This window comes from Nitratireductor sp. WH36-1 (genome assembly GCF_058725515.1).
Genome location: NZ_CM178970.1, coordinates 3,808,249 through 3,823,053 on the forward strand (window position 1 = coordinate 3,808,249; position 14,805 = coordinate 3,823,053).

Annotated in this window: 14 protein-coding genes; 5 read left to right on the plus strand and 9 right to left on the minus strand. The window is 60.5% G+C overall.

Going from position 1 to position 14,805, the window contains the following annotated elements:
• Positions 1-27: 27 nt before the first annotated feature.
• A complete protein-coding gene (locus AC4PTT_RS18150; protein ID WP_492161813.1) occupies positions 28-1,218 on the plus strand; it encodes an O-succinylhomoserine sulfhydrylase in 1,191 nt (396 codons plus the stop codon).
• 26 nt (positions 1,219-1,244) lie between these two features.
• Here AC4PTT_RS18150 and AC4PTT_RS18155 read toward each other — a convergent pair whose 3' ends face one another.
• Positions 1,245-1,850: a CDP-alcohol phosphatidyltransferase family protein gene (locus tag AC4PTT_RS18155; RefSeq protein WP_299940522.1), complete on the minus strand. Its 606-nt coding sequence runs from the start codon at positions 1,848-1,850 to the stop codon at positions 1,245-1,247.
• 231 nt (positions 1,851-2,081) lie between these two features.
• On the opposite strand from AC4PTT_RS18155, the gene apaG reads away from it, so the two are divergent.
• On the plus strand, positions 2,082-2,474 hold the full coding sequence (gene apaG, locus AC4PTT_RS18160) for a Co2+/Mg2+ efflux protein ApaG (RefSeq protein WP_113154011.1): 393 nt from the start codon (positions 2,082-2,084) through the stop codon (positions 2,472-2,474).
• Here apaG and AC4PTT_RS18165 read toward each other — a convergent pair.
• Genes AC4PTT_RS18165 through AC4PTT_RS18175 form a run of 3 tightly spaced genes read right to left on the minus strand, consistent with a single transcriptional unit; the run spans position 2,467 to position 5,580 of the window.
• Positions 2,467-3,468 carry an Hsp33 family molecular chaperone gene (locus AC4PTT_RS18165; RefSeq protein ID WP_206544505.1) on the minus strand — a complete coding sequence of 334 codons (1,002 nt, stop codon included), beginning with the start codon at positions 3,466-3,468 and terminating at the stop codon, positions 2,467-2,469. The genes apaG and AC4PTT_RS18165 overlap by 8 nt on opposite strands.
• Positions 3,450-4,367: an ornithine carbamoyltransferase gene (argF, locus tag AC4PTT_RS18170; RefSeq protein ID WP_113154010.1), complete on the minus strand. Its 918-nt coding sequence runs from the start codon at positions 4,365-4,367 to the stop codon at positions 3,450-3,452. The genes AC4PTT_RS18165 and argF overlap by 19 nt, the downstream gene beginning before the upstream one ends.
• A 19-nt stretch (positions 4,368-4,386) precedes the next feature.
• Positions 4,387-5,580, minus strand: coding sequence for an aspartate aminotransferase family protein (locus AC4PTT_RS18175; RefSeq protein ID WP_492161814.1), 1,194 nt, complete (start codon positions 5,578-5,580; stop codon positions 4,387-4,389).
• 373 nt (positions 5,581-5,953) lie between these two features.
• On the opposite strand from AC4PTT_RS18175, the gene AC4PTT_RS18180 reads away from it, so the two are divergent.
• On the plus strand, positions 5,954-6,475 hold the full coding sequence (locus AC4PTT_RS18180; RefSeq protein WP_297561166.1) for a GcrA family cell cycle regulator: 522 nt from the start codon (positions 5,954-5,956) through the stop codon (positions 6,473-6,475).
• A 161-nt stretch (positions 6,476-6,636) separates the two neighbouring features.
• Here the strand turns inward: AC4PTT_RS18180 and phoU are convergent, their stop codons facing one another.
• Both phoU and AC4PTT_RS18190 read right to left on the minus strand, forming a co-directional pair.
• Positions 6,637-7,353, minus strand: coding sequence for a phosphate signaling complex protein PhoU (phoU, locus tag AC4PTT_RS18185; RefSeq protein ID WP_113156145.1), 717 nt, complete (start codon positions 7,351-7,353; stop codon positions 6,637-6,639).
• 126 nt (positions 7,354-7,479) lie between these two features.
• Positions 7,480-8,670 carry an ATP-binding protein gene (locus AC4PTT_RS18190; RefSeq protein ID WP_113156144.1) on the minus strand — a complete coding sequence of 397 codons (1,191 nt, stop codon included), beginning with the start codon at positions 8,668-8,670 and terminating at the stop codon, positions 7,480-7,482.
• A 143-nt stretch (positions 8,671-8,813) separates the two neighbouring features.
• Here AC4PTT_RS18190 and ppk2 point away from each other — a divergent pair, with 143 nt between their 5' ends.
• Positions 8,814-9,713 (plus strand): polyphosphate kinase 2, encoded by a 900-nt coding sequence (gene ppk2, locus AC4PTT_RS18195; protein ID WP_492161815.1) that lies wholly within the window; start codon positions 8,814-8,816, stop codon positions 9,711-9,713.
• A gap of 127 nt (positions 9,714-9,840) precedes the next feature.
• On the opposite strand, the gene AC4PTT_RS18200 is transcribed toward ppk2, so the two are convergent.
• The gene (locus tag AC4PTT_RS18200) at positions 9,841-11,721 is read right to left on the minus strand and encodes a glycosyltransferase (protein ID WP_492161816.1); all 1,881 of its coding nucleotides are present in this window, start codon (positions 11,719-11,721) and stop codon (positions 9,841-9,843) included.
• Between the two features lie 333 nt (positions 11,722-12,054).
• Positions 12,055-12,945: a helix-turn-helix transcriptional regulator gene (locus tag AC4PTT_RS18205; RefSeq protein ID WP_297564310.1), complete on the minus strand. Its 891-nt coding sequence runs from the start codon at positions 12,943-12,945 to the stop codon at positions 12,055-12,057.
• A gap of 172 nt (positions 12,946-13,117) precedes the next feature.
• On the opposite strand from AC4PTT_RS18205, the gene AC4PTT_RS18210 reads away from it, so the two are divergent.
• The gene (locus tag AC4PTT_RS18210; RefSeq protein ID WP_492161817.1) at positions 13,118-13,957 is read left to right on the plus strand and encodes a transporter substrate-binding domain-containing protein; all 840 of its coding nucleotides are present in this window, start codon (positions 13,118-13,120) and stop codon (positions 13,955-13,957) included.
• A 14-nt stretch (positions 13,958-13,971) separates the two neighbouring features.
• Here AC4PTT_RS18210 and AC4PTT_RS18215 read toward each other — a convergent pair whose 3' ends face one another.
• Positions 13,972-14,793, minus strand: coding sequence for a sterol desaturase family protein (locus AC4PTT_RS18215; protein WP_206548681.1), 822 nt, complete (start codon positions 14,791-14,793; stop codon positions 13,972-13,974).
• Positions 14,794-14,805: the final 12 nt, after the last annotated feature.

Sequence of the window (14,805 nt, forward strand, 5' to 3'; positions counted from 1 at the left end):
CCGGTTTTTTTGTTGGGTAAAGAAGCGATGACCGATCATTTCGAAGACAACTGGAAACCACAGACAGCCCTCGTGCATGGCGGGGTCACCCGCTCGCATTTCGGCGAGACCTCAGAAGCGCTCTATCTGACTCAGGGCTTCGTTTATGACAGCGCGGAAGCCGCCGAGGCGCGCTTCAAGGGCGAAGAGCCCGGTTTCGTTTACTCGCGCTATGCAAACCCCACCGTGGACATGTTCGAGCGCCGCATGTGTGCGCTGGAGGGTGCAGAAGAAGCCCGCGCCATGTCATCCGGCATGGCTGCCGTCACCGCCGCCCTTCTCTGTTCTCTCAAGGCGGGCGATCACGTGGTCGCCGGCCGCGCTTTGTTCGGCTCCTGTCGCTGGGTGGTCGAGACGCTGATGCCGCGCTACGGCATCGAAACCACGCTGATCGATGGCGCAAAGCTTGAGAACTGGAAAGCCGCCGTGCGGCCCAATACCAGGCTGTTCTTCCTCGAAAGCCCGACCAACCCGACGCTGGAAGTGGCCGACATCGCCGGTGTCGCCGCACTTGCCAACGAAATCGGCGGGCGACTGGTGGTCGACAACGTGTTCGCCACGCCGCTCCTGCAAAAGCCGCTGGAGCTTGGCGCACACGTGGTCGTCTACTCCGCCACCAAGCATATTGACGGTCAGGGCCGTTGCCTTGGCGGCGTCGTGCTTTCGGACCGGGAGTGGGTGGACGAGCACCTGCAGGATTTCTTCCGTCACACCGGGCCGAGCCTCTCGCCGTTCAACGCCTGGACGCTGCTCAAGGGGCTGGAGACACTGCCGCTGCGCGTGCGCCAGCAGACCGAGAGCGCCGGCCGCATCGCGGATCTGCTCGCCGGGCATCCGAAGATCGCGCGCGTCATCTATCCCGGCCGCAAGGACCACCCGCAGGCCGACATCATCGCCAAACAGATGAAGGGTGGCTCGACGCTTCTCTGCGTCGAACTGAAGGGCGGCAAGAAGGAAGCCTTTGCGTTTGAGAATACGCTGAAAATCTTCCAGATTTCCAACAATCTGGGCGATGCCAAGAGCCTCATCACGCATCCCGCCACGACGACCCACAAGAACCTGTCGGACGAGGCGCGCGCCGAGCTTGGCATTGGCGATGGCACGCTGCGCCTTTCGGTGGGCCTCGAAGACGGCGACGACCTTGTCGCCGATGTCGAGCGCGCGCTGGACGCGGTCTAAACCTCAGCCCCGCGCTCCAGGCCGGTTCAGCCGAACCGGCCTGCCGCCAGAACGATGCGCGACACGGTCGTGTAGAGCGTGATGAGAGCAAAGGCGTAGGCAAAGATCGCGAACCATTGCGGGAAAAGGCACATGGCCACGAACACGGCCAGCGTCTCGCTGGCCTCGGCAAGCCCCGTGGTGAAGAACAGCGATTTCTCGCCCCGCGCCCTGCTCTTGAGACGGTGTTTTTCGGCCATCACCGCATAGGCGAGAAAGCTCGCCCCATTGACGTAGAACGCAAGAAGCAGCACCCCGCCGGCAATGGCGTTGGCCTCCGGATCTGCAATGATGAAGCCAAGCGGCACCGCGCCGTAGAAGGCGAAATCGAGCACAATGTCGAGATAGCCGCCGAAATCTGTCTTGCCATTGATGCGCGCCACAGCGCCATCCAGCCCGTCGCACAGGCGACTGGCGAGAACAAGCGCCAGTCCGGCCCAATAAGCGCCGAATGCGATGGCCGCCGCTGCCGCCAGCCCCAGAACCAGACCTGCATAAGTGATGGCGTTCGCGCGCACTCCCGCCGCCGCGAGCTGCGTCGCCATGGCCGACAATCCGGGATCGATCTTTCGGTGCGCCCAACCGTCAAGCATGTTTCACCACTGTTTCCCTGCTGAACGGCCCATGATTAGCGTCTTTCCTGCTCTCATGCCGCTCACAATGGCGTCATGGGAACGTTATGGAGAGCGTCACTGGGGAGCATTATGGGGCCTTCCTGAGCGAAGACGCCATGAGCTCTGCCGTAATTTCTGCTATAGTCGCGGTCTTTCATGAAGACGCGCAACGCGATGCTCGCGTGGCGCGTCCAGCAAGAGCTTGCCCCAATGTATCGAACCGTCACCCAATCCATCGAAGTGTGCGCCGAGCCCAGCTATCTGTCGTCCCAGTCGGACCCGGAAAGCCGTCATTTCGTCTGGGCCTATCGGATCACCATCACCAACCATTCGCCCGAAACCGTTCAGGTGGTTTCGCGCTACTGGCACATCACCGATGAAACGGGACGGGTGCAGGAAGTGCGTGGCGAGGGCGTGGTCGGCGAACAGCCGGTGCTGCAGCCCGGCGACAGTTACACCTACACCTCCGGGTGCCCGCTTACGGCACCCTCGGGCATCATGGTCGGACGCTACACCATGCGCGGTCCGCATGGTGCATTCTTCGATGTGGACATCCCGGCCTTTTCGCTCGACCTGCCGGGCGCGGCCGCACGGATCAACTGAAGTCGGCGGGGTCGAACACGTATTCCGTCGAGCAGAACTCGCAGGTCACACGGATGGAGCCTTCATCCGTGCTCTCAGCCAGCTCTTCCGGCGTAAAACCGTCCAGAACCGCCTTGATCTTGTCGCGCGAGCAGGAGCAGTCGTCCAGCACGTTCGTGCCTTCATAGACACGCACGCCATGCTCGTGGAACAGGCGATAGAGAAGCCGCTCCGACCCCACGGTGGGATCGACCAGCTCGGTCATCTCGGCCGTGGAAAGCAGCATGCGCGCTTCCTGCCAGGCATCATCTTCGGGATGCGTCGAGCCGTCATGGTTCTCGTCGCCGTCACCGCCGTGCAGATCCGCGCCGCGCATGCGCTCATGCGAAGCCGGCAGGAACTGCAGGAGAACGCCACCCGCGCGCCAGTGTTCCTGGCCGCCATCGGCGCCCGGCAGAACCATCTTGGCCACGCCAAGCCGCACCTCGGTCGGGATCTGTTCGGACTGGCGGAAATAGGTCTTCGCCACGTCTTCGAGATTGGTGCCGTCGAGCTGGACGATGCCCTGATAGCGCTGCATGTCCGAGCCCTGATCCACCGTCAGCGCCAGAACGCCGGCACCGAGCAGATCTTCAGGCGAATCCTTGCCCGCTTCCACGGCCTGCGCCAGACGGTCCTCATCGAACCGCGCATAGGCGCGCACCGAGCTCGGCGTCGCGAAATCGGCAACCAGCATGTCCACCGGCCCGTCGGAACGGGTCTGCACGATGAACTTGCCCTCGAATTTGAGCGAGCTGCCCAGAAGCACCGTGAGCACGATCACTTCGGCAAGCAGCCGCGCCACCGGTTCGGGATAGGTGTGACGGGCGAGAATCTGGTCGAGCATCGGCCCGAGCTGGACCGCGCGGCCGCGCACATCCAGAGGCTCCACATCGAAGGGCACGACGTGATCGTCGCCGGCGAAGCCGAACTCGCCCAATTTTCTCGCTTCGCTCGTCACCGGGTTAAACACCATGCAAGGACTGCTTTCTGTGCGTGAAGACGGTTTTCAGCCTCGTCAAACACCACTGAATGCGGGCCGTCAATAACCTCGTCGGTCACTTCTTCGCCGCGATGCGCCGGCAGGCAGTGCATGAACAGCGCGTCGGACCTGGCGTGTTTCATCAGCGCTTCGTTCACCTGGTAGGGCATGAACACGTTGCCACCGCGTGCGCGATGCTCCTGGCCCATCGAAACCCAGGTGTCCGTGACGACACAGTCGGCGTCCGCCACCGCTTCTTCTGCGGTCTTGGTGAAGGTGATGCGGCCACCATTGGCGCGCGCCCACTCGACATATTTCGCGTCCGGCTCGCTGCCCTTCGGCACCGCGATGTTGAGACGGAAATCCATGCGCGCCGATGCCTCGATGAGCGAGTGCAGAACATTGTTGCCGTCGCCGGTCCAGGCGAACAGCTTGTCCTTCACCGGGCCGCGATGCTCCTCGAATGTGAGGATATCGGCCATGATCTGACAGGGATGCGTATCATCGGTCAGGGCGTTGATAACCGGGACCGTCGCGTTTTCCGCCAGTTCCAGCAGGCGCTCATGCGCCGTGGTGCGGATCATGATCGCATCGACATAGCGCGACAGAACCTTCGCCGTGTCGGCGATGGTTTCCGAGCGGCCAAGCTGCATTTCCGCGCCGGTCAGCATGATGGTCTCGCCGCCCAGCTGACGCATGCCGACATCGAACGACACGCGGGTGCGCGTCGACGGCTTGTCGAAGATCATGGCAAGCGCCTTACCCTCGAGCGGCTTCTCGCGCTCGCCGGCTTTCAGACGCTCCTTGCGCGCACGCGCATCGTCCAGCATGAAACGCAGGTCCTGCGCGTCCACGGTCGAAAGATCAATGAAGTGGCGAAGACCGCTGGCCATGCCCGTCTCCCTGGTTTTATCAAGCATCGGCTTTTTCGGTCGCGTTCACCGCGGCAGCGGCATCGTGAATGCGCTTCACCGCCTCGCGAATTTCGTCTTCGGTCACGATCAATGGCGGCAACAGACGCAGCACATTGTCGCCGGCCGGCACCACCAGCATCTTCTGGTCGCGCAGGGCTTCCAGAAGGCGCAGGTTCTGCACCTTGCATTTGATGCCGATCATCAGACCTTCACCGCGAATACCCTCGATCACATCGGGGAACGCGTCGGCAACGGCGGCAAGCCCCTGCTTGAGCTGGAGGCCGCGCGCGGCGATGTTTTCGAGGAAACCGTCCTCCAGCACCACATCGAGCACAGCATTGCCGACCGCCATGGCGAGCGGATTGCCACCAAACGTCGTGCCATGGGTGCCGGGCGTCATGCCCTTGGCAGCCTCGGCCGTGGCAAGGCAAGCGCCGAGTGGGAAGCCGCCGCCAATGCCCTTGGCAACCGCCATCAGATCCGGCGTGATCTCGGCCCATTCATGGGCAAACAGCTTGCCCGTGCGCCCGACGCCGCTCTGCACCTCATCAAGGATGAGCAGCAGACCGTGCCGGTCGCAAAGCTCGCGCAGACGACGCATGAAGGCATTGGGAACCGGGCGCACACCGCCCTCACCCTGGATCGGCTCCACAAGGATAGCCGCCGTTTCCGGGCCGATTGCCTTTAAGAGCGCATCTTCGTCACCGAACGGCACCTGATCGAAACCTTCGACCTTGGGGCCGAAACCTTCAAGATACTTCGCCTGTCCGCCGGCAGCGATGGTAGCGAGCGTGCGACCGTGGAACGCGCCCTCGAACGTGATGATACGGATACGCTCGGGCTGGCCGTTCACATGGTGATAGCGTCGCGCCGTCTTGATCGCGCATTCCAGCGCCTCTGCGCCCGAATTGGTGAAGAACACCTTCTCGGCAAAGCTGCTCTCTGCAAGGCGCTCGCCCAGACGGGCCTGACCGGGAATTTCATAGACATTGGAGACATGCCAGAGCTTGCCGGCCTGTTCCGTCAGCGCCTCTACGAGGTGCGGGTGCGCATGCCCCAGTGAATTGACGGCAATGCCGGCAGCGAAATCGAGATAACGCTCGCCATCAGCCGTTTCGATCCAGCAGCCCTCGCCGCGCTCGAATGCGAGGGGTTGACGGGCATAAGTTCCATAAAGCGCAGATTCACGCATCCACACGGTCTCCGCTGAGCCTGAGAATTGGTTCCTGCCTCGCGCGGACGCGCGTGCAGAAGGATGAAATCAAAATGCCGCCCCAAGGGCGGCACTACGGGATTTATCGGTTGTTTCCGCATAAGTGTCAACGCACGCGGCACGACAGCCAGGTGACACCGAAAACCAGCAAATTGGGGAAAACCCTAAAAAGCGAATCAGCTTACGGTAAGGACTCTTGTCACGGAGTCAGACGATAAGGTAGTTTCTGGTCAAGCAAAAAGACTACATTTTGTGCGGCGGACCACTTCTACCATGATTATATGGTGCTCCCTCGGCTTTGGCTGAGCGAGACTGGATTCGGATTCCGCACGCTGGACAGGAGCGTGTCCCGATGAACTGGACTGACGAAAGAGTCGAAACCTTAAAGAAACTTTGGGCGGAAGGACTGAGCGCAAGCCAGATCGCAGCCCAGCTTGGCGGCGTCAGCCGCAATGCCGTGATCGGCAAGGTGCACCGCCTCAAACTCTCCAGCCGCGGTCGCGCAACGAGCCCGCGCACGCGCCAGAAGAAGGCAGCCACCGCAGCGCCGACCACGACGACGACCACCACGCGTCGTCCGCGCGCCACGCGGCCAACCACGGTGTCCATCGGCGCAACCGCGCTTCAGGCGCAGTTCGACCAGGAGCCGGTGGCCCAGACCTATATCCGTCCGGTTTCGGACGTGGTTGTGCCGATCTCGCGCAAGCTGGAGCTGGTGCAGCTCACCGAAACGACGTGCAAATGGCCGAACGGCGACCCGCTGTCGGAAGAATTCAGCTTCTGCGGCAACGAAGCCGGCGAGAACGGCCCCTACTGCGCCTACCATTCGCGCATCGCCTACCAGCCCGCTTCGGAGCGGCGCCGGGCGCGCTGATCGCGAAAGACTTCTCCTCTGCACTACCCGGCTCGCATCATGCGCAGCCGGGTTTTTCTTTGCCTGAGTGAAATCTGAAGCACCGCACGGGCCGAGGGCGCGGGAAGCCCCTCGCCCTCGCCTCAATCAACGGCTACCGGCTTGCTTGCCCGCTCTCGTGGCTAGTTTTCGGGCGCCGCGACAACCCGGTGGCTCTGATCTTCCTTTGGACGCTCGAGCGGTAACTGCCGGCCCGTCACGATGTGATGCACCGTTTCCGCAATATTGGTCGCATGGTCGCCGATGCGTTCGATGTTCTTGGCGCAGAACAGAAGATGGGTGCAGGCCGTGATGTTGCGCGGGTCTTCCATCATGTAGGTGAGCAGCTCCCGAAAGAGCGACGTGTACATGGCGTCGATTTCCTCATCCCGGTCGCGCACGAAACCGATGCGCTCCACGGAACGGGAGGCATAGACATCGAGCACCTCCTTGAGCTGGGTCAGCGCCAGGCTCGCCAGCGCCTCCAGCCCGCGGAAAAGACGGATCGGCTGACTGCCCTCGGTCACCGCAACAACGCGCTTTGCGATGTTCTTGCCGAGATCGCCGATGCGCTCCAGATCCGATGAAATACGAATGGCGCCCACGATCTCGCGCAAATCGTCGGCGACCGGCTGGCGCTTGCCGATGATGATAACGGCGCGTTCACCGATCTCCCGCTCCTTCTCATCAAGGAACAGATCATCCTCGACCACCTTGCGGCCCAGTGCGGCATCCGACTGCACGAGCGCAGCGACGGATTCCGCCACCATGCGCTCAGCATAGCCACCCATGGCTGCAATCTGGTCCGACAGATAGTTCAACTCATCGTCGAATGACCGCATCGTGTGCTGTGTCTGCATGGTTTCAATCCTTCTCAGCCCGACCTTCTCAGCCCGGTCGGCCTCGTTGCCTGCCATCCCTACTAAGTTATTGTGATGGCGGTAAAATGAAAGTGGTGACGCAATCTGCGCCCGGACTGTTCTGCCTTACCCTGCCGGCGGCACGGGCGGGAAATGAACGGTGAACGAAGAGCCCTCTCCCGGCGCCGATTTCACGGAAAGCCGCGCATCGTGCCGCGTCAGAATGTGCTTCACGATGGAAAGGCCGAGGCCCGTCCCCTTCTGGATCCGGCTCGTTTCGATATCCACGCGATAGAAGCGCTCGGTGATGCGCGGGATGTGCTCTTCGGGAATGCCGGGACCGAAGTCGCGCACCGTGATCCGCACCTCATCCATCGGGCTTGCCTGCTCGGCCGATACGATAACACGCTCACCGTCACTGCCATATTTGCAGGCGTTTTCGATCAGGTTCTCGAAAACCTGAACAAGCTCATCGGAATGCCCGGCGATCAGCATCGGTTTGACACCGAGCTCCGAAACAAACTCGACATCATTCTCGCCGGCAATGTGACGCATGGACTCCATCACGCCCTTCACGAGCTCCACCACATCGAGTTGCGTGCTCGGCTTCTGATAGGGCTTCATCTCCAGCCGTGACAGCGACAGGAGATCATCGATGAGCCGCGCCATACGCTGCGTCTGGTTCTGCATGATCTGCAGGAACTTTTCCCGCGCCGCCGGGTCATCGCGGGCCGGGCCGCGCAGCGTTTCAATGAAGCCCGCAACGGAGGCCAGCGGCGTGCGCAGCTCATGGCTGGCATTGGCGATGAAGTCCGCCCGCATCCGGTCGATCCGGCGCGCTTCGCTCTGATCCTTGAAGAGAAGGACATAAAGGCCAGTATCATTGCCAATGCGGCTCGCCACCACCCGGTAGGCGCGCTCGACGGGGACCCGCTCCGCATAATTGATCGCGACGGACTCCTCCGCACCCGAGATCACCTTGGCGACCAGCTCATGCATTTCAGGCGCACGGAATTTCAGGCGCAGCGACACGCTCTTCGACACAGGGCCGAACGCAAGATCAGCCGCCTCATTGGCATAGAGTATGCCGCCATTGCTGTCGAAGATGTACAGCGGGTCAAGCACCGCCGCCGCCAGATAGACGGCAGGCAATGAATTGATGTCGCCCTTCTTCGGGCGCGGCTTCTCGGCCTTGCCATTGCTGCGTGCGCCCGCAAAAAGGGCGCCAGCGGCTTTCAGGGCCGATCCGATACGAGCAACAAGACCGCGCTCAACGCCGTCCTGATTTTCCTGCCCATTGTTCTCATTCGCACTCATTACGAAGTCCATTCCCGCGATCGTCAGGCACGCCCGCTTCAGGGTCTCTTGTTATGAAGAAGAATTGTCATTCCGTCTTCACTGCTGGACCTTGTATCAAGCTGCAAATAGCATTGACACTCTCATGATTCAGGATCGGTTTTATGAACAAGCCTTTGGAAAACCCTGCCCTCGAAAAAATCAAACCTTTCAAGCTCACGATTGCAGGCGAGGAAAGGACTTTCGACATTGACGAACCGGACCTTCCTGACTGGGTCAAGGAGCGGGAACTCACAGCCGGCGGTTTTCCATATGACGAAAAAATGGACCGTGACGACTACGAAAAGCAGCTCGAAACGCTGCAGATCGAACTGGTAAAGCTGCAGGCATGGATGCAGAAAAGCGGCGCGCGGGTTATGGCGCTCTTCGAAGGGCGAGACGCTGCTGGCAAGGGCGGTACGATTGCGCGCATTCGCACCTATCTCAATCCGCGCAATGCCCGCAATGTCGCGCTGCCCAAGCCCACCGAGACGGAGCGCGGGCAGTGGTATTTCCAGCGTTACGTCACCCATTTCCCGACGAGCGGCGAATTGGTGACCTTCGACCGCTCCTGGTACAATCGCGGCGGCGTCGAGCCGGTGATGGGTTTCTGCACGCCCGAGCAGCATGAGCAGTTCCTGAACGAAGCGCCCGACTTCGAGCGGGCCATCGTCAATGACGGCATCCATTTCTTCAAATTCTGGCTGAACATCGGCCAGGAAACACAGCTTGAGCGCTTTCATGACCGTCGTCACAGCGCGCTCAAATACTGGAAATTCTCTCCCATGGACGTGGCCGGCATTCAAAAGTGGGACGCGTACTCCCGCGCCCGCGACACCATGCTGGAACGCACCCACAGCGCCCACGCGCCCTGGACGGTGGTGCGCGCCAACGACAAGCGCCGGGCACGGTTGGCGGTCATTCGGCGCATGCTGCTCGCCATCGCCTATGACGGGCGTGATCTCGACGCCATCGGCCCCGAAGACCAGCTCATCATCGGCACAGGTCCCGGCTTCCTGGATTAACGGCCAGCTGCATTCAGGAACGGCAATGTCGGGCGGAGACGCCCGACACACGATCTTTCGCCCCTGCCTGAACGCCCGTTTCAAAAACACCGCCGCAGCCAGGCTACGGCACACCGACCCTTCAGGATCACGCCTGACGCTCCTGAACCTTTCCGACCGGCAAATGACCGCGGCTATGCCGCCTGTGCGGTGTTTTCTCCCAGTGATGCGGGGTCCAGTAGAGCTGCCAGATGCATCGCCATGCGGCCACCGACATCAGGCACCAATAGGCCGGCGTCCATACGATCCGCTTCCAGAAGGCGGGTCGCTCGGTCTTCTGCAAGGTCATCCAGCCGAGCAGCAGAAACGCGCCATGCCCGAGAACCACGTTCACTATATCGATATAGAGCAGCGACTGCTGGAAGGCCTGAAACTCGCCGCCCAGCATCAGATAGACGATGACGCCGAATGCGGTCAGGAAGAAAAAGCCATAAGCCAGCGCCGAGAGCACCATCCCTGCGAACAGAACCTGCATGATCACGAAAGAACCCAGCCCCAGCTCGCGCGCGGTCAACTGCGGATTGCGCATATGGACGAGCCATGTCTGCGCCCACCCCTTGAACCAGCGCGTGCGCTGCGGCAGCCATGTGCGCACATCCGTGGGCGCATCTTCCTGCGTCGGGTTCCAGATGACGCTCGCACGATAGCCAAAGCGGCTGAGGCGCGCCCCGAGGTCGGCGTCCTCGGTGACATTGTAAGGGTCCCAGCCGCCCGTCGCTTCCAGCGCCACACGCCGGAAATGATTGGAAGTTCCACCCAGCGGAAGCATCAAGCCGGATCGCGCCAGCCATGGAAGGACCGCCCGAAACAGCGCAGCGTATTCCAGCGCGAACATCGCTGAAATCCAGCTCTCCCGACTGTTGGATATGGTCAGCGGCGCCTGTACACAGGCCAGCTTCTCGTCGGCAGTCTCGAAAGCGTTCCAGGCCTCCACCAGCTGGAACGGATGCGGCCTGTCTTCCGCATCATAAAGCGCCACAAAATCGCCGGAGGTCATCGGCAGGGCGTAGGAAAGCGCTTTTGGCTTTGTGCGCGGGCCGCCCGCCGGCACCTCAATCACTTCGATATAGGGGCGCAGCTCCTGCGCCCGAAGCGCTGCAAGCGTTTCATGGTCATCCGCCTCGCAGACCAGCTTGATTTCCAGCTTGGCGCGCGGCCACACGATCTTGCCAAGCGACATCAGAAGATCGGGAACGATCTCGGCTTCCTTGTAAAGCGCCACCAGAACCGAATAGACCGGCATGTCAGCCGGCCCGATCGTGGTGAAGCGCGGCCCCGGCGAACGTTTGACACCCAAACCGACAACCACCCGCAGCAAGACGCAGGAAAGGAACGCCAGCGAAAACGCGCCATGGAGCACCAGCAGCGTGGCAGAAGGCGCAAAGACGGCCGCAAAAAGCAGCGCCACCACCGCAGCCCCGAGCGCCGCCCCCTGCCAGGCATTGACCACAATGCGCGCCGACATCTCCGGTGCTTCCCTGAAAAGCCGCTCCGTGGCGACCCGCATCAGTCTGCCCCGCGAGCGCCTGGTGATCGCATCCCGCAATGCGCTGGGCTGAACCACGCGAATGCGCTTCGATGCGCGCGGATACCGTTCCACGAAAGAGTGCAATGCGGGAATGTTGAGCTGGTCGGGCGCGATCAGGACAACGGACTGCCCCCGCGCATCGACGGAAAGGCTGACCCGCGCGCCACCACGCTGCGCCAGCGCCGCCAGCCCCTGCCACCCACGCATGACAAGCGCGTCAGCATCGGGATTGGCCAGAAAGGCCAGCCCCAGATTGTCTGCCAGCGCCCGAAAAAGCGCATGTTCAGGCACCAGACCGGACGCAAGCAGTTCCGTCTGAAACGAAACGCCGGCAAGCTTCGCCCGCGCCTCAATGCCGTGCGCTTCCGCTTCGGTGATCGAAAGTGTCTTGAGAATGGGCAGCCAGTCAGCGGCTGGCGATGGTGTTGTAGCGTCAGGCATTTCGCCTGCCCCACCAGAACGATCTGAACCAGATGAATGGCCAGAGGCCCGGTCTGTCTTTGATGTGTTCATCAGATGGTCCATGACAACCACCTAATTCAATGTGGACGCGTTGCTCTCGGCAAAACTGAAACTTCGTTTTCTATGAAATCCGGGCCCAAAAGGCCAAAATTCAAAACACAGTAGCGATACGAAAACTCTCCCAACAATCGAACGATCCATTCACCTCACCATTGAATGATTAATCCATCAATTCGATTTCCCCGCATTTCAGTCTGGATAAATCACCAATCACAGTCAACCAGAAATAGCACTCTGAAAGAAAGGCACGCCCTAGTCGAAGACGCCGCAGCGAATGGCTTCGGCAACCGCATGCACGCGATTGGCCGCCCCCAGTTTTGTCTTGGCATTCAGCAGGTGTTTTTCCGCCGTATGCTCGGAGATCCCGAGAATCTGCGAAACCTCCCATTCGGATTTTCCGAAAGCCGCCCATTCAAGACACTCTTTCTCTCTCGGCGTCAGGCGCGGCGCTTCCCCGAGGCGATAAAGCGTGTGACCGGGACCAAGCTTTCTCTTGGCCTGCTCGATGTTATGCGTGACCTCGTCATGATCGATGCACAACCGCTCGGAGATTTCACAATGAGAGCGACCACGGGCGGCGAGCTGAAGGCATTCCTTTTCAAGCATGTCCAGGTCGCCATATCGATCCGCGCCGCGCAACCCGAGCGCATGGGCAACGGCACAGGTTGCCGCGAAAGAGACGACACCGAGATCCTTCTTGGAAAGCTCGGCCTCTTCCCCTCCGAAAGACATGATGATCTGGCTGCCTTCGAGGGTAGGAAAAGACATCGCAATGCCGTCAACCAGCTTGAACCCCTTGGCCTCGCTCATCATTTTCGATGTCTGACGGGTTTCCTCGACATCATTCAGGATATCGCGCCACAAAACGGCATTTCCGCTTTCGCGGACATGTTTTACGATCGGGTCATGAAAAATGTATCCGCGCGAGACATATCGGTCGATCCATTCCTGGGGCCAGCTGCTCAGAACGAGGTGCCCAACCTGGTCTCCGGGTGCGGCTCCTCTGGGCGGCAGCGTCCCCGCACACACCGTATGCAGCCCGAAACGCTGCGTAAAAGCGATCAGGACGTTGCAAATCGCCGCCGGTGTCTGCGCCTTCTGGATAGCGTCAACAAAAACCCGCGTTTCCCGGAAATCACCCATACATGCCTGTCCCTGCCCCACATTCCTCGCGACTCACCCCCAGAATGCGGACAATTCGCCTTTGTCTTAAACAATAAAGCCTATCGGTAATAACAATGGAATTGTTCCATAGACAAAAAAAATCAGTAGAAGCAACAAAACATAATTCGTCGGCTACTATTCTATGAGAAAAATGCTGCACCGCAACAAGGCAATCCTTGCAATCATTTTGACGCTTGCATCAATACCTGCAGCGGCAGAAGAAGCGACGCCACCAGCCTTCACGGATCCAAAGCAGCAGCTGTCAAAACCGGATATTTCATCGCTTTCCAGACTGCGGTTTCTCACAACGGTCGATTTTTATCCGTTCAATTATCTGGACGAGGAAAACCGGATCAGTGGCGTTCACATCGATCTCGTTCGACAGATATGCGGCGTGCTCGGCATCTCGGAACGATGCCAGATACAGGCGCTGCCATGGAATGAAATCGGTCCGGCGATTGAAAACAGTCGTGCCGAAGCCGTCATCGCCGGACTGGCGATCACCGAGGAGAACCGCGAGCGCTATCTTTTCTCGCGCCCCTATCTGCGTTTTCCGGCAAGGCTTGTGACGCTTCGCTCGGCCCCTCTGGCAGAACCGCTCCATGAAGCGCTGAAGGGGAAGCGCATCGGCGTCATGGATGAAACCGCCCACGAACTCATGCTGCGCGACCTTTTCACGGAGGTGCAAAGCGTCGTCTACACGCGAAACGACTGGCTCCACGAAGATCTGAAATCCGGGAAGATCGATGGCATATTCGGCGACGGGGTGAAGCTGGGCTATTGGCTGGCGAGCAGGGATGCGCAGGACTGCTGCGTCTTTTCCGGAGGCTCCTATTTCGCACCCGAATATCTCGGCCAGGGCCTTGCCGTGGCGGTTCCGAAGGACATGCCGCAACTCGTCGAGGCCATCGACTTCGCATTGCAAAGCATGAATGCGACCGGCGGCTTCACCCACACCTATCTGCGATACTTCCCGGTCGACTTCTACTAGGGGTGCATTGTGATCTAACGCCGGCGAAGGCTGCGGAACGGCAGCACCAGCATCCACACGAGCTGCGCCGTGAAACTGCCGCGATAGTCCGACAGGCCGATCTCGATGTCGTCATGCCCGCGCTTCGGCTGCGCGATATAGGTACCGAAAAGGCGATCCCAGAACGGAAAATTGAACCCGTAATTGGAATCCGTCTCCCGCCTTATGGTCGAGTGATGCACGCGGTGCATGTCCGGCGTCACCAGCACAAGACGCAGGATCCGGTCGAGACCGAGCGGGATTTTCACATTGGAATGGTTGAACATGGCCGTGCCGTTGAGCACGATCTCAAACAGGAGCACTGCCAGAACCGGCGCGCCCAGCAGCACCACGATCGCCGCTTTCCAGAGCATGGAGACGACAATCTCCAGCGGATGGAAGCGCAGCCCCGTGGTCACGTCGAAGCCATTGTCGGCGTGGTGCATGCGGTGGATGCGCCATAGAAGCGGGATCTTGTGGCTTGCCACATGCTCCAGCCAAACGGCGAAATCCAGAATGATGAATGAGATGACGCCGGCAAGAAGCGGATGGACGCCAAGGGCATGGAAAAGCCCCCAGCCCTCCGCCTCGGCCCACATGGCGGCCCCCACGGCGGCGGCGGGAAACACCACCCGCATCATCGCGGACGAGATCAGCACCATTGAAAGATTGGCAAACCATCGGCGCGATTTCAGCGCGCCGACCATTTCGGGTCGCTCGAGCCGCGGCGACCACAACTCGTAAAGCGCCATGATCGAAAAGATGCCGACAAAGGCGAAGAGGCGGATGGCCGCTTCGGAGAAGAGAAAAGAAGTCATGCCGCCATTATT